Genomic DNA, 24,454 nt, shown 5'->3' on the forward strand with positions numbered 1-24,454 from the left:
TGGCGCCGACCTGGCGCCACTCAGTGTACAGTTGTGCACCGAATCTTGTGGTGTTCGGTAAGGGCGCCCGCCCCCGTCGGCACGGGTAGGTCAGCTCACCAGGCCTCGGCGAGCCAGCAGCGGTTCGATCTCGGGGGCGCGTCCGCGGAAGGACTCGAAGGCGGTGAGCGGATCCACCGAGCCGCCACGGGAGAGCAGTTCGCGCCGGAAGATCTCACCTTTCTCGCGGACGGGCGCTGCGCCGTCCTCGAACCACCGCACGGTGTCCGCGTCCAACACCTCGCTCCAGATGTAGGAGTAATAGCCCGCCGCGTAGCCGCCGGAGAAGATGTGGGCGAAATACCCGGTCCGGTACCGCGGCGGGATCGTCGCCATGGCCACGCCCGCTTTCTCGAGCGCCTGCTCCTCGAACGCCTCGGCGTCGACGTCGGTCAGCGCGTCGGGACCGGGGACGCGGTGCCACGCCCAGTCCAGCAGCGCCGCGGCCAGGTACTCGACGGTGCGGAACCCCTCGCCGAATCGCCCGGCCGCCGCCATCCGTTCGACCAGCTCGGCGGGCATCGGCTCACCCGTCTCGACGTGCTTGGCGTAATTGGCCAGCACCTCCGGCCTGCTCATCCACATCTCGTTGACCTGCGAGGGGAATTCGACGAAGTCGCGCGGCACCTCGGTCCCGGCGAAGAAGGGGAATCGAACATCCGAGAACAGGCCGTGCAGGGCGTGCCCGAACTCGTGGAAGAGCGTCCGGACGTTGTCCCAGGTGAGCAAGGCGGGCGCACCTTCGGGTGGCTTCGCGATGTTCAGGTTGTTGACCACCACCGGCCGCGTGCCGAGCAACCGGGACTGGCTGACCAGCTCGTTCATCCACGCTCCGCCGCGCTTCGACGGCCTGGCGAAGAAATCGGCGAGGAAGAGTCCCAGCGCGCCGCCGTCGGCGTCGAACACCTCGAAGACGCGGACCTCCGGGTGATAGCCCACCAGATCGTCGCGCTCCGCGAAGGTGATTCCGTAGACCTGCTCGGCGGCGAAGAAGACGCCGTCGCGCAGCACCCGCTCGAGTTCGAAGTAGGGGCGCAGCGCCTCGGTGTCCAGCGAAAACCGTTCCGCCCTGAGCTTTTCCGACTCGAACTGCCAATCCCATGCGCGCAGGTCGGCGTCCGCGTCGTCCGCGCGCATGGCCGCGGTGAGCTCCGCCGCCTCCCGTTCGGCATTGGCGATCGCAGGCGGTACCAGCCGCCCGAGCATGTCCTCCACCGCACCCGCGGTCTTCGCGGTCTGGTCCTCCACCGCGTACGCCGCGTGGTCCGGGTAGCCGAGCAGCGCCGCCCGCTCGGCCCGGAGGGCGGCGATGCGAACGGCCAGGGCGGCGTTGCGGCTGTCCGGGCCGAACCCGCGCCCGAGCGAGGCCGCCAGCATCCGGCGTCGCACGTCGCGGTCGGCGAGCTCAGCGAGAACAGGCTGGTTCGAGACGTTCTGGAGGGGCAGCGCCCACGCGTTCTCCCGGCCCAGCGAGCGGGCGTTCTCGGCAGCGGCGGACACCGCTGCGGACCCGAGACCGGACAGCTCCTCCTCGTGCTCGACCACGAGCGTCGCCGCGTTTGTCGCCGCAAGCAGGTTCTGGCCGAACTCGGTTGCCGCTGTGGTCAATTCCGCGTTGAGCTCGCGCAACCCGGCCTGACCCTCGGTGTCCAGCCGCGCGCCCGCCCGGACGAACCGGATGTGGTACTGCTCCAGCAGTCGCGCTTCCTCGGCCTCCAGCCCGAGCTCCGTGCGCCGCTGATACAGCGAGTCGATCCTGGCGAACAACTTCGGATCGAGGTACACGGCATCCCGGTGCGCGGCCAGCCGCGGGGAGATCTCCGCCTCGATCGCCTCGATCCGCTCGCTCGAATCCGAGCTCACGACATTGAAGAACACATTCAGCACCCGCGTCAGCAGCGCACCCGAACGTTCCAGCGCCACAACGGTATCGGCGAAGGTCGGCGTCCCTCCGTCCACCGTGATCGCCCCGATCTCGGCCAACTGCTCCGCCATCCCCCGCTCGAACGCGGGCAGATAATGCTCGTCGCGGATCTCCGCGAACGGCGGCAGCTCGTAGGGCAGCGCACTGCGCTCGAAGAACGGGTTGCTCGTCATGGGTGAACTCTATGCCCGCCCGGCACACCGCGGACAAGGGTTTCCCGCACGCCCGACCGAACGACGAGGCTGGGGCACACCGTCTGTCCTGGCAGTTATACGGCCGCGAATCGAATGTGAGGTGTGTAACAAGCAAGCTGCTGCGGCCGAATAGCACTGCGTCGCCGCTCGATTGCGGTGCCGATGCAATGGGGGTCAGCATCTGGACCGGCTGAACCCGACTGACTGTGATCGCGTGTGCCGAATCGAAGAGGGGTTCTCAGCTGTGACATCTCCGATGCTGTCCAAGGGCCAGAATGTGCCGCTTCCGGACGATGTCGATCGCATCGACGTCGTCATCGGATGGACCGAATCGGAAGTCGAGGTCGACGCGTCTGCGCTGTTGCTCGGTGCAGGCCGGAAGGTCGGTTCCGACGCCGACTTCGTCTTCTACAACCAGCCCGAATCGCAGGACGGCTCGGTACGGTTTCTCGGTACCAGTGCAACCGAGGAGGGCGCGCAGGCACGGATCGCGATCGACTTGTCGTCCGTTCCGAACACCGTCCACATGGTTGCCCTCGCGGGCAGCGTCGGCACCGGAACGTTCGGGGAACTGGGCAAACTCGCGCTGCGGGTGGTTGACGCTGCTGGCTTGTCGCTGGCGGAGTATGTCACTGCGGATGCCACCACGGAGTCGGCCTTCGTCTTCGGGGAGATCTATCGCCGAGAGGGCGAGTGGAAGGTCCGTGCGGTCGGGCAAGGGTGGGAATCCGGGCTGGCAGGTTTGGCAAAGGACTTCGGTGTCGACGTCGACGACGCCGAACACGAAACAGCCACTGCGGAACCGGACGCGCCGAACGTGAGCGAACCGGTGCCATCCGCCATCGTCGCCGATCCCGTCAGCCGCGCTGAGCAGGCGCCTGCGTCGAACGCGCGGACTTCCGGGGTGAGGCGAGGCGTGCGCACAGCCAAGCGGGCCATCAAGAAGGCCAAGCCGATGGAGTTCGAGCTGGCAGAGTTGGACACCTGGCAACCGGCCCGACTGTTCTCGGTGGTCGGTGTCGGTGCGGGGGAGGAACAGGAGCGTCGCGCCACATCGGCCCTGATTGCCGCGATGCAGGCCGTCCGGCCGTTCGCGCGTGCGGTGTGCGCCAGGATGGGCGCTCCGGTCGGCGCCTTCGAGGGGTATGTCGAGGTGCAATACGAACGAGGCGAATCGAAGGTCATCCCGGACGCAGTCCTGAGGGTGTCGCGAGGCGGCAGGGTGTGGACCGCGCTGCTCGAGGTCAAGACCGGAAACGGGAAGCTCAAGCGTGACCAGCTCGAGAGCTATCTCGATGTGGCACGCAAGAAGAAGTACGACGCGGTGGTCAGCTTGTCGAACGATGTCCCGGCAAGTCCCGGCGAGCTTCCGGTCGAAGTCGACCGGCGCAAGCTGGCCAAGGTCGCCCTGCGGCATCTGTCGTGGGCGGAAGTGGCTCACGAGGCGCGAATGCTGCTCTCACACGGCGGCATCGACAACGAGCTGCACGCCTGGATACTGAGCGAGTTCCTGCGTTACCTCGACCACCCGCGTTCCGGGGCAGCCGAGTTCGTCGACATGGGACGACACTGGGTGTCGGTGCGTGACGCCGTGACTGCAGGCACCTTGCGAGCAGGCGACCAGAAGGCATTTGCCGTCGCCGACACCTGGGTCTCGTTGTCGCGGCACCTCGCCTTGCGGCTGACCGCCGAGCTCGGCGTCACGGTCAAGCACGTCTTGCCTCGTCGGCACCGCTCCGAGCCCGCTGTCCGCAACGCGGCGGTCGCTGAGCGGCTGGCGGCGGACGGAACGTTCGAAGCGGTGTTGCGCATTCCCGACACCGCGGGAGATCTGGTCGTGGTCGCGGACGTACGCACGAACAAGGTTCGCTGCCGCACCGTTCTCGATGCGCCGAACGAGGGATCGGCAGGTCGACGAATGTCGTGGCTGCTGAGGCAATTGGAGGACGCACCGGGGGACGTCCAAGTCGAGGCCGTCTTCTCGGAGCGCGGCAATGAAGCATGCGAGCACCTCGCGACGGTCCGTGCGAATCCGAAGGTGCTGACCGATGGTCGATCGGGCGTGATCGTGTCGTTCTCGTTGGAGCAGACGTTCCCGATGGGCAACCGGCGATCCGGAACGGCGGCTAGTTTCATCGCCAGCGTGACCTCGGCGACCGATACCTTCTACGGATCGATTGTGCAGCCGTTACGCGGGTGGGTGCCCGCCGCGCCGAAACAGCCGGAGTCGGCGCAGTCCGATATCGCAGTCTCCACGGACGCATGACATCTCGAGATGCGGGGAATGCCCACGTCTAGTCAGCCGGGGCGCGGGGCTATCGTGGAGGTGTGGGCGTCATCGGTGAGCTGTTCCCGAGTAAGAAGCTGACCGACGAGGGCAGTGCGGACAGCGATGGACAGGTGTACGAACCGCGGGTCGACGTGGATCTGGACGCGGGCGTGGTGCGGCTGTCTCGCCCCGCACGCGTGGAGGACGAGCTGAGCGAGTGAACTCGCGTCGCCCGGCGGGTTGTTGTTGTATCACTTCGCCTTGCGCGATCAGGCCGTGACCTCGGGACTCATGTTCGACTGGTGGTCCACAGTGCGCTGATCGGCAGGCAGGACAGGCCGTCGCCGAATGGAAGTTGCTGGTCACCGCAGTAGAGGACGAAGCCGGCGTGAAAACGTTCGCCCAAACGACGTTGCAGCACGCGTAAGCCTCGGAAGTCGTCGGTTCGAATTGTCTCGGCTGCTTTGACTTCTATGGCGACGATCCGCCCGGCATCGTCCTCGAGAACAGCGTCGACTTCGTAACCGTCTCGGTCGCGGTAGTGATGAAGCGGAGCCATGGTCTGGCTCCAAGTGAGCCGACAAGGTTGCTGTCGATCTGCCGAAGGTTTGGGCGTTGTTTTGCCGAGAGGTATGCCGTCGATCTGCCGAAGCGAGTGCCGACGATCTGCCGACCGTATTGCCGTCGATCTGCCGATCGCTCGTCGGCCGCGAAAGCGCGAGATCGACCGCGAGCGGGTGCCGAAGGAGTGACGCGCGGAGGACGAGCCGAGCGAGTGAATTCGCGCCGTCGGCGGTCGAGTTGCGTCGTATCACTTCGCAGTGGTCCGACCGGGCCGTGACCCCGGCTGGGACGTCGATCAGCCGTCGGTCTGCCGATGGGTGGACGCGCTTCGTTTGCGGCGGAGGGCGGCGGACGAACGAGCGGACAGCTATCGTCGTCGGCGGAGCCGGTTTTCGGGCGCCGGCCCGGTTCGATGAGGGCCTGGCTCCCTTGCACCTCAGGCGGTTTCGGCGAGGGCGGGGCGGGGTTGGCGTCGGGTGAGGAGCCAGCCGACGATGGTCGCGAGCGGGAACATCAGGACGCCGTAAACGGCTGCGGGTACGGCCATTTCGGTGCTGTCGAGGACGCTGATGGCGATGGTGATCGCGATGGTGCTGTTGTGGATGCCCACCTCCATGGAGCAGGCGATGGCCTGGCGGTCGTCGACGCCGAGCCACCGGGGGACGAAGTAGCCCGCGGTCAGGCTGACGAGACAGAACAGCGTCGTGACCGCGCCGACGTCCAGGGCGTAGTCGACCAGGTTGTCCCGCTCGGCGGCCATGGTGCCGACGATGACGAGCAGGAGCGTCAGCGCGGACCCGATGCGCACCGGCCGATCCATGCGATCGGCGAAGTCGGTGGACAGCCGCCGCACGGCCATCCCGATCGCGACCGGAACCAGCACGATGGCGAACACCTGGACCACCTTGCCGAATTGCAGGCCGACGGTGCCCGCGCCCTGCTCGGGTTCGAAGTAGTCGATCGCGAAGTTGGTCGCCAGCGGCACCGTGACCACCGCGATGATCGAATTGACCGCGGTGAGCGACACATTGAGCGCGACGTCACCGCGGAACAGGTGGCTGAACAAGTTCGCGGTGGTCCCGCCTGGCGAGGAGGCGAGCAGCATCATGCCGACCGCGAGGATCGGCGGCAGATCGAACAGCAGCACCAAACCGAACGCGGCGACCGGCAACACCAGCAGTTGACAGGTGAGCGCGATCGCGACGGTCTTCGGGTTTCGTGCGATCCGGGTGAAGTCCGCGACCGTCAGCGACAAGCCGAGGCCGAACATGATCACCGCCAAAGCGAGCGGCAGGGCGACGGATACGAGCGGAGAGTCCATATTCTTCCTCGACATTCCGCGGGTAGGGCCCGCATCTGAGACCAATTCGTCTCAGAATGAATGGAGGGTAGCGGGATGTGACCTACGTCGCAACCAGTTCGGAGCGAATCGGGCCGCCTGGGAACGAGAAACCCCTTCCGGGCGAGCGGAAGGGGTTTCGGCATCCGACCCCGGGGTCGTCGGAGATTCCTACTTGCCGGAACCGCTCGCCGACAGCGAGCTCAGCAGGCAGCCCCAGTGCGGAGCGCCGCCGGGGCAGCCCGGATTGGCGACCTGCTCGGACTGCTGGGCCGGTTCGGCGGGCTCCAGCGGGATGGCCGACGCGGGCACGGCTGTGGCCAAGGGGGCCAGCAGGATGGCGCCGGTGAGCATGCCGGCGCGAAGGTACTTGCGCATCGAGAGATTCCTTTCGAGCGGCGAGGGGTGGCCGCTGCCGGAGACGCTATCGATGGCGATGGTCGCGGACAGACGAGGAAAGGTGGGCCACCGAAACTGGGGTCGGCGTACCAGCGTCTTCGCGCGATGCGTCCATCGACCGGGCATTACCGCTTTTCGCGGCCACCGATCTTGCACAATCGGTATATGGCCAAGCCCTGCTTGCTCTTGCAGTTGCGGCCCGAGCGTGCCGCGGCGGACGACGAGTATCGCGCGATCCTGCGCGCCGGCCTGCTCGACGCCGGCGATGTGGTGCGGGTGCAGATGGACGAGGAGTTCCCGCATATCGAGCTGGACGACTATTCGGCGGTCATCGTCGGTGGCGGGCCGAGCAACGTCAGCAGCCCCGACGCCGACAAGTACGACTATCAGAAGCGCTTCGAGCCTCGGCTGAAGAAGCTGATGATCGAGATCATCGGCCGCGACTTCCCGTATTTGGGCGCCTGCTACGGGCTGGGCATTCTCGCCGACGCGCTCGGCGGGAAGGTCGGCGACGACCGCTACGGCGAGACAGCGGGCGCGCAGACCATCGAGCTCACCGAGCACGCCGATGACGACCCGCTGCTGCGTGATCTCCCGCAGTTGTTCCGCGCCTTCGTCGGGCACAAGGAGGCCTGCCAGGAGGTGCCCCCGGAATCGACCTTGCTGGCGGGCTCGTCCGGCTGCCCGGTGCAGATGATCCGGACCGGGCAGAACGTGTACGCGACCCAGTTCCACCCCGAACTGGATGGCGAGGGCCTCGCGATCCGCATCGATGCCTATCGCCACGCCGGGTATTTCGCGCCGGAGGAAGCGGACTACCTCACCGAACTCGGCCACCGCGAATCGATCACGGTGCCGCCCGAAATTCTGCGCCGATTCGTCACCCGATACCGCAGCGACTAGGTGAGGCGCGGCTCGGCGTCGAACCGGAGATTCGCTCCTGGGCCGTCCGAAGCTACCTCCAGGCGATCCACCACGGTCTGTGACCTGCATCGCCTCCGAGATCGGCGTGGATGTCCCGACGCCGCGGCTGCGTCTCGACCGCCTCGTCGCCGACCGCCCCGTGCCGGTCGGGTGTCTGGGTCACGTTGCCCTGTGGCTAAGATCTGGCAATCGTTGAGGCAGGCCCCTGCCTGGGCATATGTCGCTGACACGTCACGACGTCGCGACCTGTGGTCTGATAGGGGCCGAAATTGCCCCGACAAATCGATTCCTTCTTGCTTTGTTCGACACCGGGCCGCCCGACGGCGGACCGGATCCGGCCGGGTTCGTGGGTCTCGACGAAACCCGTCGGCTGGATGTGAGAAGGATGTTGTACTCGGATGGATGGAGTTCGTCGTGCTGTTCGGGGTCGAATTCGTCGCAGGTCGAGTAATCCGCTCTTCGTTCAGCTGCTGACGGCCACGGTCGAGTCCGCGCCCGATTCGATAGCGATCTCCTATGACCCCACCGGTGCACCGGGCGCCCGGCGCGAACTCAGCTACACCGAGCTGGACCAGGCTTCGTCGCGGCTGGCGCGTGAACTGATCGACCGCGGCGTGGGTCCCGGCGATGTCGTCGCCGTCGGCTTCACCCGTTCGATCGAGTCGGTGCTGGCCGTCTGGGCCATCGCCAAGACCGGGGCGGCCTACGCACCGGTCGACCCCGCCCTGCCTCCGGAGCGGATCGCCTATCTCGTCGCCGACTCCCGCGCCGTGCTCGGCCTCACCGACTCCACGCATCGCCCGCGGCTCGGTGACGGCGTCGAATGGTTCGAGCTCGACGATCCGCAGCACGCGGAGCGGATCGCGGCACGGCCCGCGCACCCGATCTCCTACGTCGACCGGGTGCGCGCGCTGAGCCAATTGCATCCGGCCTACGTCATCTACACCTCCGGCTCGACCGGTCGCCCGAAGGGCGTCGTCGTGACGCACGCCGGTCTCGCGAGCCTCGTCACCGCCGTCCGGGAGCGCTACGCGGTGGACGCTGGTGCGCGGGTCCTGCACGTGTGCTCGCCGAACTTCGACGTCTCGGTGCTCGAACTGCTGCTCGCCTTCGGCTCGGGCGCCACGCTCGTGGTGTCGCCGCCGACGGTGTTCGGCGGCGCCGAGCTCGCCGACCTGCTCCGCCGCGAGCGCGTCACCCACCTGCTGATCACGCCCGCCGCGCTGGAGTCGGTCGATCCGGCCGGGCTCGACGCGTTGCAGGTGGTGGTCGTCGCCGGTGACGCGTTCGGTCCCGCGCTCGTCGAGCGGTGGGCGGTCCCCGGCCGGTCGTTCTACAACGGCTACGGCCCCACCGAGGCCACCATCCTCGCGACCGGAAGCACCGCGCTGGAGCCGGGCCGGCCGATCACCATCGGCGCCGCCCTGCCCGGCGTCGGCGCGGTGGTGCTCGACGCGCGGTTGCGTCCGGTGCCACCCGACGTGACCGGCGAGCTGTACCTGTCCGGTCCCGCGCTGGCGCAGGGCTACCTGGGGCGGGCAGCGCTCACGGCGGAGCGATTCGTGGCCGGTCCGTTCGGCGGGGAACCAGGCGCGCGCATGTATCGCACCGGTGACCTGGTGCGCCGCACCGCGGACGGCGACTTCGAATACCTGGGCCGCACTGACTTCCAGGTGAAGATCCGCGGCTTCCGCATCGAACTCGGTGAGATCGACGCCGCGCTCACCGCCCACCCCGATGTCGACTACGCCGCGACGCTCGGCAAGGTCGCACCCTCGGGCGCCACCGTGCTGGTTTCGTATGTGCTTGCCAGGGAAGGCGTTTCGCTGGACTTCGGCGAACTGTCCCGCTTCGCGGGGGCCGCGCTGCCTGGCCACATGGTGCCGTCCGCGTTCGTGACGCTCGACGCGATCCCCTTGACTCCCAACGGAAAACTCGATCGGCAGTCCTTGCCCGAGCCGGTGTTCGAGGCGGTGTCGCGTGCACCGCAGGGTGAGGTGGAATCCCGCATCGCCGAACTGTTCGCCCAGGTGCTCGGTGTGCGGCGGGTCGGGGCGGAGGATTCGTTCTTCGCCGCGGGCGGCGACAGCATTCTGTCCATTCAGCTGGTGTCGCGGGCCAGGGCGGCGGGAATCTCCTTCACCCCGCAGGATGTGTTCGAACACCGCACGGTCGCCGGGCTGGCGCGCGTCGCGGTGCTCGGCGCCGAGTCCGCTCCCGCGCTCGCCGAATTGCCGGGCGGCGGGGTCGGAGAGATTCCGCTGACGCCGGTGCTGGCCGCCTATCTGGCAGACGGCCAGTCGTTCGGGCGCTTCACCCAGCACATGGTGCTCGCGCTGCCCGAGCACATCGATCGTGCGGGCCTGGTGGCCACGCTCGCCGCGGTGCTGGACCACCACGACATCCTGCGCGCCCAGGTCCGGTCCGTCGACGGGCACTGGCGGCTGCGCACTCTCCCCGTGGGCGCGATGGACGTGGACGCGCTGATCACCCGCGTCGACGTCCCCGCGGGTCTCGGCCTCGAAGAGCTATGCGAAACCGCCAGCACCGCAATGGATTCCGCCATCGACACGTTGGAACCCGCGGCGGCCCGGATGATCGCCTGCACCTGGCTGTCCCGCCCGGACGGCCGTGACGCGCTGATCATCGCCGCGCACCACTACGTGATCGACGGTGTGTCGTGGCGAATCCTGATCGCGGACCTGGTGGCCGCGTGCGCGCAGCACACCGGCGGGCACCGGATCACCCTGCCGGCCGTTGGCACGTCGTTCCGGCGGTGGGCGCACGGCCTGGTCGAGGCGGCCGCCGACCGCGCCGACGAATTGCCCTACTGGCGGCGAACTCTGGCCGTCGCCGACCCGCCGCTCGGCGCGCGGGCGCTGAATCCGGCCGTCGACACTTCGGACACGGTGCGGCGCTTCACGATTGCCGTGCCCGCCGACGTCACGCGCGCGGTCCTGACCGAGCTGCCGACGGTGTACCGGGCCGGGACCAACGACGGTCTGCTCGCCGCGCTGGCGCTTGCAACGCGCGTCTGGCGGGCGAACAGGGGCGTCGACGCCGCGGCGACAAGGGTGCGGCTCGAGGGGCACGGCCGCGAGGAGGCCACCGTCGCGGGCGCCGATCTGACCCGCACCGTCGGCTGGTTCACCACCATGTACCCGGTGGCGCTCGATCTGTCCGGTATCGACGCCGAGGCCGCTTGGCGCGGCGGTGAGGCGACGGCGGCGCTGGTCAAGGCGGTGAAGGAGCAACTGCTAGCGGTGCCGGACAAGGGCATCGGTTTCGGCATGCTGCGGTACCTGAACCTGGACACCGCGCCCGAACTCGACGGTGCGCTCGGCCAGATCGGCTTCAACTATCTCGGCCGGATCTCCGCGGGCGACCTGCCGGAGGCGCTGACCGATCGGAGCTGGCTGCCGACCGACGACTGGGGCGCTCCGGACGCCGCGCAGGACGCGGCCATGCCCGCCGCCGCGGTGGTCGACATCAACGCGCTCGTCACCGACACCGACGCGGGCGCGCAGCTGACCGCGTCCTTCGCCTATGCGTCCGAGATCCTCGACGCGGACGCCGTCCGGGAGCTGGCCGAGCACTGGGTGGCCGCACTCACCGTCCTGGCCGGGCACGTGCGCGATTCGTCCGCGGGCGGTCTGACCCCGGCCGACGTCCCGCTGGTGCGGGTCGAACAAGCGGAGCTCGACACCTGGCGGCGGGAGCGCCCCGGGCTGGTCGACGTGCTGCCGCTCTCGCCGCTACAGCTCGGATTGCTGTTCCTCACCCAGATATCGCCGACCGCGGACCCCTATCTGCTCCAGCTGGCGGTGGAACTGTCCGGCGACATCGATCTGGAGCGCCTCCGGCGGGCAGCGCAGGCGGTGCTGGATCGGCACCCCATCCTGCGATCCGCGTTCGGGTCCTCGGCCGCGGGCGCCTCGGTCCAGTTCGTCTGCGAGGAACTGGAGGTGCCGTGGCGGGTCGTCGACACGCCGGACACCGATCCGGCGGCGTTCTTCGCCGCCGAGCAGCGCCTCGGATTCGATCCGGCGCGGGCGCCGCTCGTGCGATTCACGGTGTACCGCGGCGATTTCGGGCGCACGCACCTGGTGCTGACCGTGCATCACATCCTGCTCGACGGCTGGTCGATGCCGTTGCTGATGAAGGATCTGCTGATTTCCTATGCCGCGGACGGCGTTTCGTCGCCGCTGCCGGTGGTCCGGCCGTATCGCGACTATCTCGCGTGGCTCTCGCACTACGACCGGGACGCCGCCCTGCGCACGTGGGGCCGAGCGCTGGACGGCCTGACGCCGACCAGGCTGGCCGCCTCCGTCGCACCGCCCGTCCACCCCGCCGACGGCTACGGCGTGTGCGCCGCCGACCTGTCGCGGGACGAGACCGCGGCCCTGACGGCGTTCGCCGCGGCGGCGGAGGTCACCGTGAACACGGTGGTGCAGGCGGCGTGGGGCCTGGTGCTCGCGGCCTGTGCCGGACGCGACGACGTGGTCTTCGGCGCGGTGGTGTCCGGGCGGCCGCCACAGCTCGACGGCGTCGACGCCATGGTCGGCCTGTTCGCCAACACCGTCCCGGTCCGGGTCCGGTTCGACGCGGACACCTCGCTACGGCAGCTGCTGACTCGGCTTCAGGCCGAACAGGTTTCGCTGCTCGACGGTCATCACGTCGGGCTGGCCGACATCCAGCGTGCCGCCGGTGCGGGCGAGCTGTTCGATTCGCTCCTGGCCTACGAGTCGTACCCCGTCGACGCCGACGGCCTGCGGCAGGCCTACGGGACGATCGACGGCCTCGAGATCGTCGACCTGCAAGCCGTCAACTTCACCCACTACCCGGTGGCCGTCCAGGTCGACATGGGCGCCGAGCTGCGGCTGCAAGTCCAGCACCGCCGCGACACGATCACCGCCCCGGCCGCACGGGCCCTCACGGACCGATTGCGGACGCTGATAGGCGAATTCGTCACGACGCCGGAACGCACGGCGACGGAAACGCTCGCGCTGCTGGACGATGGCAACGATCTGATCGCGCAGACGAGGTACTGGCGCGACGCGCTCGCGGACCTGCCGGACGAGCTGAACCTGCCCACCGATCGCCCGAGGCCCGCGGCGCCCACCGCTGCGGACGGCCGGATCGGCTTCTCGATCGATGCCGACCTGCACCGGCGACTACACCAGGTCGCGCGGACGGCCGACACGACCGTGTTCACCGTCGTCCACGCGGCTTTCGCGGTCCTGCTGGCCCGACTATCCGGCGCCGACGACATAGCGATCGGCACACCGGTCACCGACGGATCGGGCAACACCCTGGTGTTGCGCACCCGGGTGCCGGGTGACCTCCCCTTCGACCATCTGCTGGCGCACACGAAAGACGTTGCGCTACAAGCCTTCGCGCGAACCGACCTGCCTTTCGACGGCCTGGCGGCGCTGCTGGATTCGGACCACCCGCTGGTGCGGACGATGTTCTCGGCCGGAGATCGGGCTCCCCATGCGGCCGAGCCCTCCGGTTCCGGTGACCCTCACTCGAAATACGACCTTTCCCTGCACATTCGGGAGCACGCGGCAGGTGTCGCGGCCGACGTCACCTTCTCGCGGGCGCTGTTCGACGAGCGCACCGTTCAGGCGTTCGCCGAGCGCCTCCTCCGGCTGCTCGCGGCCGCCGTGCGCCGACCGGAAGTTCCCGTCGGCGACCTCCCGCTGCTCGACGCGCACGAGCAGGCGCTGCTGACCCGAGTCGCCGCCGACGACGTCATGGCCACCGGCCTCTTGCCCGACCTGTTGACCAGCGGCGTCGCGCTGGGTCGCGATCGCATCGCGGTGCGCGACCGGAACCGTTCGATCGGCTACGGCGAACTCGACGAGCGCACTTCGCGATTGGCACGCGTGCTGATCCGCCGCGGCGTGGGCCCCGAGCGATCGGTCGCTGTCGCCCTGCCTCGCTCGGCCGACCTGGCGGCCGCGGTGCTGGCCATCGCCAAAGCCGGTGGCGCGCACGTGCCGATCGATCCGGGGTATCCCGCGGAACGGGTACGGCACATGGTGTCCGACTCCGGCGCGGTGCTCGGCATCACCAGCGCCGAGTACGCGGATCGGCTGCCCGGCGGCGTGGACTGGCTGGTGCTCGACGACCCGGCTACCGAGCGGGAATGCGCCGCTCAGTCGCCCGACCCGGTGACGGACGCGGATCGCCTTGCGCCGCTGCGCATGCGACACCCGGCGTACGTCATCTACACGTCCGGTTCGACGGGTGTGCCCAAGGGCGTCACCGTGACCCACGCAGGTCTGGGCGGCATGCTGGACGAAACGGTGAAACGCTATCGGCTGGAGCCGCATCACCGGTTCCTGCAGGTCTGCTCGCCGTGCTTCGACCCTTCGGTGCTCGAGTGGCTGTGCGCGTTCTCCGTGGGCGCGACGTTGGTCGTCGTGCCGCCCGGTGTGGTCGGCGGGGCCGAGCTCGGCGACCTTTTGCGCGACGAGGCGGTCACGCACACGATCATCACCCCGGCGGTCCTCGGCACCGTCGACCCGGCCGGGCTGGACGCGCTGGCGGTGGTGGCCGTCGGCGGCGACGTGACGACCCCGGAGCTACTGGCGAAGTGGCAGCCGGGCCGGCGCTATCTCAACGCCTACGGCCCGACCGAGGCGACCATCGTGTCGACGTTCGCGGAATTGTCGGCCGGACAGCCCATTACGATCGGCACGACGGTACACGGCCTGTCCGCGCTGGTCTTGGACGCGCGGCTGAACCCGGTGCCGCCGGGTGTGGCGGGCGAGCTGTATCTCGCGGGCGGGGCCCTGGCCCGCGGCTACCGCAATCGGGCCGGCTTGACCGCCGAGCGTTTCCTCCCCAACCCGTGGGGCGGACCCGGCGCGCGGATGTACCGCACCGGCGACGTGGTGCGCCTGCGTCCGGCATCCACCTGCACCGCCGCGGGATCGCACTCGGCGCCTTGGGATCTCGACTACGTGGGCCGCGCCGATACGCAGGTCAAGGTGCGCGGCTTCCGCATCGAGCTCGGCGAGATCGACGCGGTGGTCGCCGGACACGACGACGTCGACTTCGCGGTCACGATCGGACGGACGATGGCGTCGGGATCGACGGCGCTGGTGTCGTACGTGCTCGCCGCGCCGGGCCGCACGGTGGATCCGGCGCTGGTCACCGAGCACGCGGCGAGGATTCTGCCGCCGCACATGGTGCCTTCGGCGATCGTCGTCCTCGACGAACTCCCGCTGACCACCAACGGCAAACTGGATCGAAAGGCGTTGCCGGAGCCGGTCTTCGAGACCGCGCCGACTCGTGCGCCGCTCGGCCCCCTCGAATCGCGCCTCGCCGAGCTGTTCGCGCAGGTGCTCGGTGTGCAGTCGGTCGGGGCGAACGACTCGTTCTTCGCGGTCGGCGGCGACAGCATCATGTCGATCCAGCTGGTGTCGCGGGCGAAGGGAGCCGGAATCGTCTTCACGGCGCGCGACGTGTTCGAACACAAGACCGTGGCGGGACTGGCGCGCGTCGCGACGGCCGGCGCGGACGCGGCGCCGACGGTACTGGCGGAGTTGCCCGGCGGCGGTGTCGGGGAGGTGCCGCTGACGCCGGTGCTCGCCGAGTTCCTCGCCGACGGTTCCTGCGATCGCTTCGCCCAGACCGTCGTGCTCGCACTGCCCGATGGCATCGACCGTGCCGGACTCGTCGCGACGATCGCTGCGGTACTCGACCGGCACGAGGTGCTGCGTTCCCGGGTGTGGCAGGACGACGGCCGGTGGCGGTTCGAAACGCTGACGCGCGACGCGGTCGACGCCGACGCATTGGTCATCGAGATCGACGCGACTGCCGTGGCCGACTCCGAGTTGACCCGAACAGGTAGTGCGGCAATGGCTTCGGCGCTGGCCGCGCTGGATCCGGCCGCCGCCGAGATGATCGCCTTCGCGTGGGTGCGCAGGACGGGCGCGCGCGACGTGCTGGCCGTCGCGGCACACCACTACGTGATCGACGGGGTGTCCTGGCGCATCCTCATTCCCGATCTGGCGCTGGCCTGGGCGCAGCGTGCGGCGGGGCAGCCGATCGCGCTTCCCGCGGTCGGCACGTCGTTCCGGCGCTGGGCGCACGGCTTGGCCGACGCGGCCGCGGGCCGGGCCGCCGAAGCCGGTTACTGGCAGCGGGTGCTGGCCACGCCGGATCCGCTGCTCGGCGCGCGCACCGTCGACTGCGCGATCGACACCGAGCCGACCATGCGGTCGATCACCGTGCAGGTGCCGGTCGAGGTCACCGAGGCCATGCTGACCACGATTCCCGCGCTGTATCGCGGCGGCGTCAACGACGGACTGCTCGCCGCGCTGGCGCTGTCCGTGCGCGCCTGGCGTGCGCGGCGGGGTGTCGACGCACCGACGACCCGAATCCGGCTCGAAGGCCACGGACGCGAGGAAACCGCCGTTCCCGGAGCCGATCTCACGCGCACCCTCGGCTGGTTCACCAGCATCTACCCCGTCGCCATCGACCTGTCCGGCATCGACACCGAGCAGGCGCTCGCCGACGGCGCGGTACTCGCCGCCGTACTGAAGACGGTCAAGGAACAACTGCTCGCGGTGCCGGACAAGGGCATCGGCTTCGGCATGCTGCGCCATCTCGATCCGGGCACCGCCGGACGCCTCACCGGCGACATCGGACAGATCAGCTTCAACTATCTCGGCCGCGCCTCGGCGGGCGGCGCAGTCGATCAGATCGACGGAAGCTGGCTGCCGACAGCCGATCTCGGCGAGATCGAGATCGAATACGATCCCGCACTGCCCGCCGGGGCGGTGATCGATATCAACGCGATCGTCGCCGACACCGCGACCGGCCCGCGGATGGAGGCGAGCTTCCGCTACCCGAGCGGAATCCTCGACGAGGCGGCGGTGCGGGAACTCGCCGACGACTGGACGGCCGCGCTGGCCGCGGTCGCCGGGCACGTGCGGCACCCGGCCGCGGGCGGTCTCACGCCCTCGGATGTGCCGCTGACGCGGGTCTCCCAGGCCGAACTGGACGGCTGGCGCCGGACGTATCCCGGCCTGTCGGACGTGCTGCCGCTCTCGCCGTTGCAGTCCTCGCTGCTGGTGCTCATCGAGCTGCTCGCCGGGACGGTCGACGCCTACATCATCCAGTTGGCGGCCGAGCTGACCGGCGAGCTGGATACGAACCGGCTGCGCAGGGCGGCCCAGACCATCCTGGACCGGCACGCGAACCTGCGCTCCGCCTTCGTCGCCACGGCCGACGGGACGCCGGTGCAGCTGGTGATCGACGGCATCGAGATGCCGTGGCGGATCGTCGACGGCGTCGCCGATTCGGATCTGCCCGGCCTGCTGGCGGCCGAACAGCGCACCGAATTCGATCCGGCGGTGGCGCCGCTGCTGCGATTCACGCTGTACCGCACCGATTCCGGGCGCGGCCACCTGGTGCTGACCGGCCACCACATTCTGCTCGACGGCTGGTCGATGCCGCTGCTGATGAAGGAGCTGCTCGTTCTGTACGCGACCGGCGGCGACGCGTCGCCGCTGCCGCCGGTCCGCCCCTACCGCGACTACCTGCGGTGGCTGTCGCAGCAGGATCGCGCGGCCGCGGAGCGGGCCTGGTCGGAGGTGCTCTCGGGTGCCACGGCGACCATGCTCGCTCCCGAGCTGACCTGGCCCGCGGCCTCGGGCGACGGATTCGGCCTCTGCGAATTCGAGCTGTCCGTCGCGCAGACCGCCGAACTGACCGCGTACGCGGCCGCGACCGAGGTCACCGCCAATACGGTGATGCAGGTCGCGTGGGGTCTGGTCGTCGCGGCGGGCACCGGACGCGACGATGTCGTGTTCGGCGCGACCATCTCCGGCAGGCCCGCGGAACTCGACGGCATCGGCGAGATGATCGGCCTGTTCGTGGACGCGATCCCGGTGCGCGTCCGGTTCGATCAGGGCACGACGACCCGTTCCCTGATCGACAGCGTGCAGGCCGAGCAGGTTTCGCTGCTGGATCACCACCACCTCGGGCTCGGCGCCATTCAGCGCGTCGCGGGGCAGGGCGAGCTGTTCGACACGATGCTGGTCTTCGAGTCGTACCCGGTCGACGTGGAGGGCCTGCGGCAGGCGAGCGGCGCACTCGACGGAATGCGGGTGGACGGACTGAGCGGGGCCGACTACACCCACTATCCGATCACCGTGCTGGTCTTCCTCGGCAGCCGCACGCTGGTGCAGCTGAAGTACCGGCGCGACGTCGTCGCCGACACGACGGCGCAGGCCGTCGCCGACCGGCTGCGTCGCGTGCTCGGTGATCTGGTCGACGCACCCGACCGCCGCGCCGCCGAGACCGCGCTGCTGCTCGACGTCGAATCGGACGACGCCATCACCCGATCCCGGTACTGGCGCACCGCATTGGCGGGCTTGCCGGAACTGGAGTTGCCCGCAGCCGGGCCGACCACACCGCATTCGAATGATCGTGGGCGAGTGGACTTCTGGCTATCCGACGAGACGCAGCGTGGTCTGCGCCTGCTCGCGGACGCGGAAGGGGTGACCTGGTCGGCGGTCGTGCGCACGGCATTGGCGGTGCTGCTGGCACGGCTGTCCGGCGTCGACGACATCGCGATCGGATCGCCCGTGCGGGACGGCCGGTGCGCCGAACTGGTGTTGCGCACCAAGGTGGATCGGCGCGCGCGTTTCGTCGACCTCCTGCCGGACGCGCACCGGGTCGAGCTGGAGGGCTTCGCGCACTCGGGCATTCCGTTCGACGACCTGGTCGATTTGCTCGGCGTGCGGCGGTCGTCGGCTCGGCATCCGCTGTTCCAGGCGGCGCTGTCGTTCCACGGACCCGCGGAAGCGGTGGGGGATCTCGCCCTCTCGCTGACGGACGACGCCTTCGGAGTCCGTGGCGAGATGTGCTATGCCCGTGATCGTTTCGGCGACTTCGACGCGGATGCGTTCGCGCAGCGGTTCGTTCGAGTGCTGACCGCACTCGCGGACCGGCCCTACTTGCCGGTCGGTGATCTGCCGCTGCTGGCCGCGGACGAGTACGAGCGGTTGACCCGGATGGGTGGCGGCTGTCCGGCCGCGGTCGGCACGCTGCCGGAACTGCTGGTCCGTGGCGTCCGCTTCGGTCGTAACCGGATCGCCGTGCGCGACGCGGGGCGGTCCTACACCTACGGCGAACTCGACGAGTCGTCCTCGCGGCTGGCGCGCGTCCTGATCGAGCGCGGCGTCGCGCCGGAAACCGTTGTCGCGTTGGCGATGCGGCGCTCCTACGGGATGGTCGTCGCGGTGTGGGCCGTCGCCAAGGCCGGTGGCGCGTACCTGCCGGTCGATCCGACCTATCCGGCGGAACGGGTGCGCTACATGGTCGCCGATTCCGGTGCGGCGATGGGCATCACCGTCGCGGACGAGGCCGCCGGTCTGTCCGGCACCGTGGACTGGCTGGTGCTGGACGATCCCGCGGTACTAACTCGCTGCGCCGCGACTTCGGCTGCGGCGCTGAACGACACGGACCGGCGCGCGCCGCTGCGCATGTCGCATCCGGCGTATGTGATCTACACGTCGGGATCGACGGGTCTGCCCAAGGGCGTCGCCGTCACGCACGCCGGGCTCGGCGGACTGGTCGGCTACACGGTCGACATGCTCCGGCTCGCGCCGGAACACCGGATGCTGCATGTGTGTTCGCCGAGTTTCGACCAATCGGTGGAGGAGCTGTCCAGCGCCTTCCACAGCGGGGCCACGCTGGTGATCGCGCCCCCGGACACCGTCGGCGGCGCGGAACTGCGCGAACTGCTGCGCGCCGAGCGGGTGACGCACACGATCATCACGCCCGCCCTGCTCGGCACCGTCGACCCGCGCGGGCTGGACGACTTGGCCGTGGTGTCCGCCGGTGGCGAGGCCACCACCCCTGAACTGGTGGCCAGGTGGCAGCCGGGTCGCCGATTCATCAACGGCTACGGCCCGACCGAGGCGACGATCGGCGCTACCTACACGACTCTGGCCGCGGGACAACGCGTCACGATCGGCCGCCCGGTCCCGGGCGTGGGTGCGATGGTGCTCGACGAGCGATTGCATCCGGTACCGGCGGGCGTTGCGGGCGAGCTGTATCTGGCGGGTCCGGCGCTCGCGCGCGGCTATCACGGACGCGCCGGTGCGACGGCGGAACGTTTCGTCGCGCATCCGTGGCTGCCCGGCCACCGGATGTACCGGACCGGCGACCTGGTCCGGTGGGTGCCCGCCGCCGAATCGAGTGGCTGGGAGCTGGAATGCCTGGGCCGCACCGACTTCCAGGTGAAGATCCGCGGCTTCCGCATCGAGCTCGGCGAGATCGACGCGGTGCTCGCCGGTCATCCCGATGTCGAGTACGCGGTGACCGTGGGGCGTGAGAATTCCAGCGGAGCAACGGTTCTGGTCTCGTACGTGACCGGTCGCGACATCGATTCCGACCGGCTGGTGGGATGGGCCGCGCGGACGCTGCCGTCGCACATGGTGCCCGCGGCGGTTGTAGTGCTCGACGAGTTTCCGCGGACCGCGGTCGGCAAACTCGACCGAAATGCCCTTCCGGAACCGGAGTTCGCGGCCCGCGCCTACCGGGAACCGGCCACGGAACTGGAGCGGACGGTCGCCTCGGTGCTCGCCGAGGTGCTCGGCGCCGACCGGATCGGCGCGGACGACGACTTCTTCGAGCTGGGCGGCAACTCGCTGCTGGCCACCAGGGTGACCGCGCGCCTCGGCGCGGCGGTGGACGCCAGGGTTCCGGTGCGGCTGCTGTTCGCCGCACCCACCGTCGCGGGTTTCGCGCGCGAGGTCGCGAAGCTGACCGGCGCCGGAGGCCGTCCCGCCCTGGTGGCGGGCCAGCGGCCGGAACGTGTTCCGCTGTCGCCCGCCCAGCGGCGGATGTGGTTCCTCAACAGGTTCGACACCGCGTCGGCCGCCTACAACATTCCGGTCGCGATCCGCCTGACCGGCGACCTCGATGTCGACGCGTTGCGGCGGGCGTTCGCCGATCTCGTCGCGCGACACGAGATCCTGCGCACGGTGTATCCGCAGCTCGAGGACGGACCGGTGCAGGTCGTCCTGCCGCCCGACCACCCCGATGTGCCGCCGCTGCGGGTACGGCAGGTCACCGATATCGAATCTGCTGTGGCGGAGGCACTTTCGACGGTCTTCGACGTCACCTGCGAGGTGCCCGTACACTCCGTCCTTCTCCAGGCGGGCGCCCGCGAGTTCGTCTTGGCCATGGTGATCCACCACATCTCCGGCGACGGTTTCTCGGGTGGCCCGCTGACCCGTGATCTGGCGGCCGCCTACGCGGCCCGTGCGCTGGGGCAGGAACCGCGGTGGGCGCCGCTGGCGGTGCAGTACGCGGACTACGCGCTGTGGCAGCGCGCGTTGCTCGGTCGCGAGGACGAGCCGGGGTCGGTGGCGGCCGAGCAGATCGCCTACTGGCGGCAGGCGCTCGCCGACCTGCCGGATCAGCTGGAACTGCCGAGGGATCGGCCGCGGCCCGCGGTGCAGTCCTTCGCGGGCGGCCGCGTGCCGCTGCGCATCGAGCCGTCCACCCACGCGGCGCTCGCGGAGCTGGCGCGGGCGCGGGGCGCGACGCTGTTCATGGTCGTGCACACCGCGTTGGCTGTGCTGCTGGCCCGGCTGTCGGGCACCGACGACATCGCGATCGGCACGCCGGTGGCGGGTCGCGGTGACGCGGTGCTGGACGATCTGATCGGCATGTTCGTCAACACGCTGGTGTTCCGCACCCGGGTGGACCCGGACGCGAGCTTCACGGAATTGCTCGAGCGTCAGCGCGACGCCGATCTACAGGCCTTCGCCCACGCGGACGTGCCGTTCGAGCGCCTGGTCGAGGTGCTCGATCCGGCGCGTTCCACCGCCCGGCATCCGCTGTTCCAGGTGGGTCTGTCGTTCCAGAATCTGGCCGAGGTCCGCATGGAACTGCCGGGCTTGACGGTCGCCGCGTGGGAAACGGATCGGCGGCTGTCGCAGTTCGATCTGCACGTCATCGTGGCGGACGGCTATGACGAGCAGGGCGCGCCCACGGGTATCGGCGGCTTCCTGACCTACGCCGCGGATCTGTTCGACGAGGCGACGGTGCGTGGTTTCGCGGACCGGTTCGTCCGGCTGCTGGGCGCGGTGGTCGCGGACGCGACGGCGCCGGTCGGTGCGCTCGAGCTGCTGGTGCCGCGCGAGCGCGCTCGGATTCTCACGGCCTGGAACGACACCGCCCATCCGCTGGACACGAGCGCCACGCTGGTGTCCCTGCTCGACGCCACCGTCGCCGCAGCTCCGGACGCGGTGGCGCTGGTCACCGCCGACGGTATGCGATCGAGCTATGCGGAACTGGATGCGCGCGTCAATCGTCTTGCGCGGCATTTGATCTCGCTCGGCGTCCGTCCGGAATCGCGGGTGGCGCTCGCCATCCGGCGTTCGGTGGATCTGGTCGTCGCGATGTACGCGGTGAGCAAGGCGGGCGGCGCGTACGTGCCGGTGGATCCGGATCAGCCCGCGCGGCGTTCGGAGTACATCCTGGAGACGGCGGCCCCGATCTGCGTACTGACCGATGCCGACACGGATTTCGCCACCTCGGTCGCGCCGGTGGTGCGTCTGGATCGGGTCGATCTGTCCGGGGTGGACGCTTCGGTGATCACGGACGCGGACCGCATCGCGCCGTTGCGCGCCGAGCACACGGCGTATGTGATCTTCACATCCGGCTCCACCGGGCGCCCGAAGGGCGTCGCCGTGTCCCACGGTGCGATCGTGAACCAGTTGCGCTGGAAGACAGCCGAATTCAAGATGACCGACGACGACGCGGTGCTGTTGAAGACGGCGGCGACCTTCGACCTGTCCGTGTGGGAGTTCTGGTCGGCGGCGACGTGCGGCGGCCGGTTGGTGATCGCCGCACCCGATGGTCATCGGGATCCGGCGCACCTGAACGGGCTCATGGCGCGCGAGGGCGTCACCACGCTGCACACGGTGCCGTCGATGCTGGACGCCCTGCTGACCGGCCCGTTGCCGGATTCGCTGCGCCGGGTGCTGGCCATCGGCGAGACCTTGCCCGCCGCACTCGCGCGCCGGTTCGCGGCGGCGGCGCCGGGAACCGCGTTGTTCGATGTGTACGGTCCGACCGAGGCGGCGGTGTCGATCACCAGCCACGCGGTGTGCCCGGCCGACGAGGCGGACGTGCCGATCGGCGCTCCGGTCTGGAACAGTCAGGTGTACGTGCTGGATTCGCGATTGCGGCCGGTGCCGGTCGGTGTGCCGGGCGAGCTCTATGTGGCGGGTGCGCAGCTGGCCCGCGGATACTTCGGCCGGGTGGATCTGACGGCGGAGCGATTCGTCGCGAACCCCTTCGAGCCGGGTGCGCGGATGTACCGCACCGGTGACCTCGTCGCGTGGAATGCGATGGGGGAGTTGGAGTATCGAGGCCGCACCGATTTCCAGGTGAAGATCCGCGGCTTCCGCATCGAGCTGGGGGAGATCGACGCGGTGCTCGCCGAGCACGCGGACGTGGACTTCGCCGTCACCGTCGGCCGGGAGAATTCCGCCGGGGCAACGGTTCTGGTGTCGTACGTGGTGGCGGCTCCTGGCCGGGCCATCGATCCGGATCGGCTGACCGAATGGGCGGCGCGAATCTTGCCCGCGCACATGGCGCCCACGGTGATCGTCGTCCTCGACGACGTGCCGTTGACGTCGGTGGGCAAACTCGACCGCGCGGCGCTGCCGGAACCGGAATTCGCCGCCCGCGCCTATCGCGCACCGTCGACGGCGCTGGAGACCACCGTCTGCGCGGTGTTCGCGGCCGTGCTGCGCCGCGATCGGATCGGGCTGGACGACAACTTCTTCGAGCTGGGCGGCAACTCGCTGATCGCGACCGCGCTGACCGCGCGGCTGAGCGAGGCGGTCGGCACGACGGTCCCGGTGATGTGGGTGTTCACCGCGCCCACTCCGGCGGGCATCGCCGCCGAGCTGCGCGCGGGCGGCGCCGACAGCGCGGGCGCGGCCTTCGATGTGCTGCTACCGCTGCGGACCTCCGGCGCCGCCGAGCCGCTGTTCTGCGTCCACCCGATCGGCGGCATCGCCTGGTCGTTCGCCGGACTCGCCGCGCACGTGGACGCGGACCGGCCACTCTACGGACTCCAGTCACCCGCCTTGAGTTCCGCCGACCCCCTTCCCGATTCGATCGAGGACTGGGCACGGCTCTACGTCGAGCAGATCCGCGCCGTGCAGCCGGAAGGGCCCTACCACCTGCTCGGCTGGTCGCTCGGCGGCGTGCTGGCGCACGCCATGGCCGTGCGACTCCAGGACGAGGGCGAACGGGTGGCGCTGCTCGGCATGCTGGACAGCCACCTGCGCATGGGCGCGGACCTGTCCGGCGCGGTGCCGGTGCCGGAACTGCTCGGCGGACTGCTCGGCGATGGAGTTGTGGATTTCGACCTGGACGACACGGTGGATCTGCCGCGGCTGGCCGAGCGGTTGAGCGCCCTGCCCGAACCGTTCGCCTCCTTCGGGACCGCGCGGATCGAACGAGTGGTGGACGCCGCCGGTGCGTCGGCGGCCGTGGCCGCGGCCTACCGCCCGCGACCGTTCGAGGGCGACCTCGTGTATTTCACCGCCGCCCAGGACGATTCGACCGGATCCGACGGCGCGTCGACCTGGCACGGGGCGATCACCGGCGCCGTGCACAACCACGCGGTGGACGCCACGCACTGGCGTATGACCACCGACGGTGCGCTGCGACGGATCGCGGAGGCGCTGCGCGTCTGGCTGTGAGGATCGGCGGGATCGGCCGGGGTGCGTACCCGTCCGCCGATC

General features: G+C 69.6%; 8 protein-coding genes. 4 read left to right on the forward strand and 4 right to left on the reverse strand.

The genetic code is table 11. From position 1 onward, the window contains the following. Positions 1-90: 90 nt before the first annotated feature. Positions 91-2,136 (reverse strand): M3 family metallopeptidase, encoded by a 2,046-nt coding sequence (locus AC3EO7_RS33310; protein WP_435593363.1) that lies wholly within the window; start codon positions 2,134-2,136, stop codon positions 91-93. Between the two features lie 265 nt (positions 2,137-2,401). On the opposite strand from AC3EO7_RS33310, the gene AC3EO7_RS33315 reads away from it, so the two are divergent. Together AC3EO7_RS33315 and AC3EO7_RS33320 are read left to right on the forward strand one after the other, a co-directional pair. Beyond that, positions 2,402-4,423 (forward strand): TerD family protein, encoded by a 2,022-nt coding sequence (locus tag AC3EO7_RS33315; protein WP_435593364.1) that lies wholly within the window; start codon positions 2,402-2,404, stop codon positions 4,421-4,423. 62 nt (positions 4,424-4,485) lie between these two features. Beyond that, the gene (locus AC3EO7_RS33320; RefSeq protein WP_431962372.1) at positions 4,486-4,647 is read left to right on the forward strand and encodes a hypothetical protein; all 162 of its coding nucleotides are present in this window, start codon (positions 4,486-4,488) and stop codon (positions 4,645-4,647) included. Positions 4,648-4,715: 68 nt separating this feature from the next. Here AC3EO7_RS33320 and AC3EO7_RS33325 read toward each other — a convergent pair whose 3' ends face one another. The 3 genes from AC3EO7_RS33325 to AC3EO7_RS33335 form a co-directional block, all read right to left on the reverse strand. Next, positions 4,716-5,207 (reverse strand): DUF4143 domain-containing protein, encoded by a 492-nt coding sequence (locus AC3EO7_RS33325; protein WP_488186306.1) that lies wholly within the window; start codon positions 5,205-5,207, stop codon positions 4,716-4,718. A 219-nt stretch (positions 5,208-5,426) separates the two neighbouring features. Then, positions 5,427-6,311, reverse strand: a complete 885-nt coding sequence (locus AC3EO7_RS33330; protein ID WP_431962376.1) for a bile acid:sodium symporter family protein — start codon at positions 6,309-6,311, stop codon at positions 5,427-5,429. 189 nt (positions 6,312-6,500) lie between these two features. Beyond that, positions 6,501-6,707 carry a hypothetical protein gene (locus tag AC3EO7_RS33335; RefSeq protein ID WP_435593366.1) on the reverse strand — a complete coding sequence of 69 codons (207 nt, stop codon included), beginning with the start codon at positions 6,705-6,707 and terminating at the stop codon, positions 6,501-6,503. Between the two features lie 186 nt (positions 6,708-6,893). Between AC3EO7_RS33335 and AC3EO7_RS33340 the strand changes: the two genes are divergently transcribed. Then, the gene (locus AC3EO7_RS33340; protein WP_431962378.1) at positions 6,894-7,631 is read left to right on the forward strand and encodes a glutamine amidotransferase; all 738 of its coding nucleotides are present in this window, start codon (positions 6,894-6,896) and stop codon (positions 7,629-7,631) included. A gap of 419 nt (positions 7,632-8,050) precedes the next feature. Then, positions 8,051-24,412, forward strand: a complete 16,362-nt coding sequence (locus AC3EO7_RS33345) for an amino acid adenylation domain-containing protein (protein ID WP_435593367.1) — start codon at positions 8,051-8,053, stop codon at positions 24,410-24,412. Positions 24,413-24,454: the final 42 nt, after the last annotated feature.

This window comes from Nocardia sp. bgisy118, assembly GCF_057708605.1.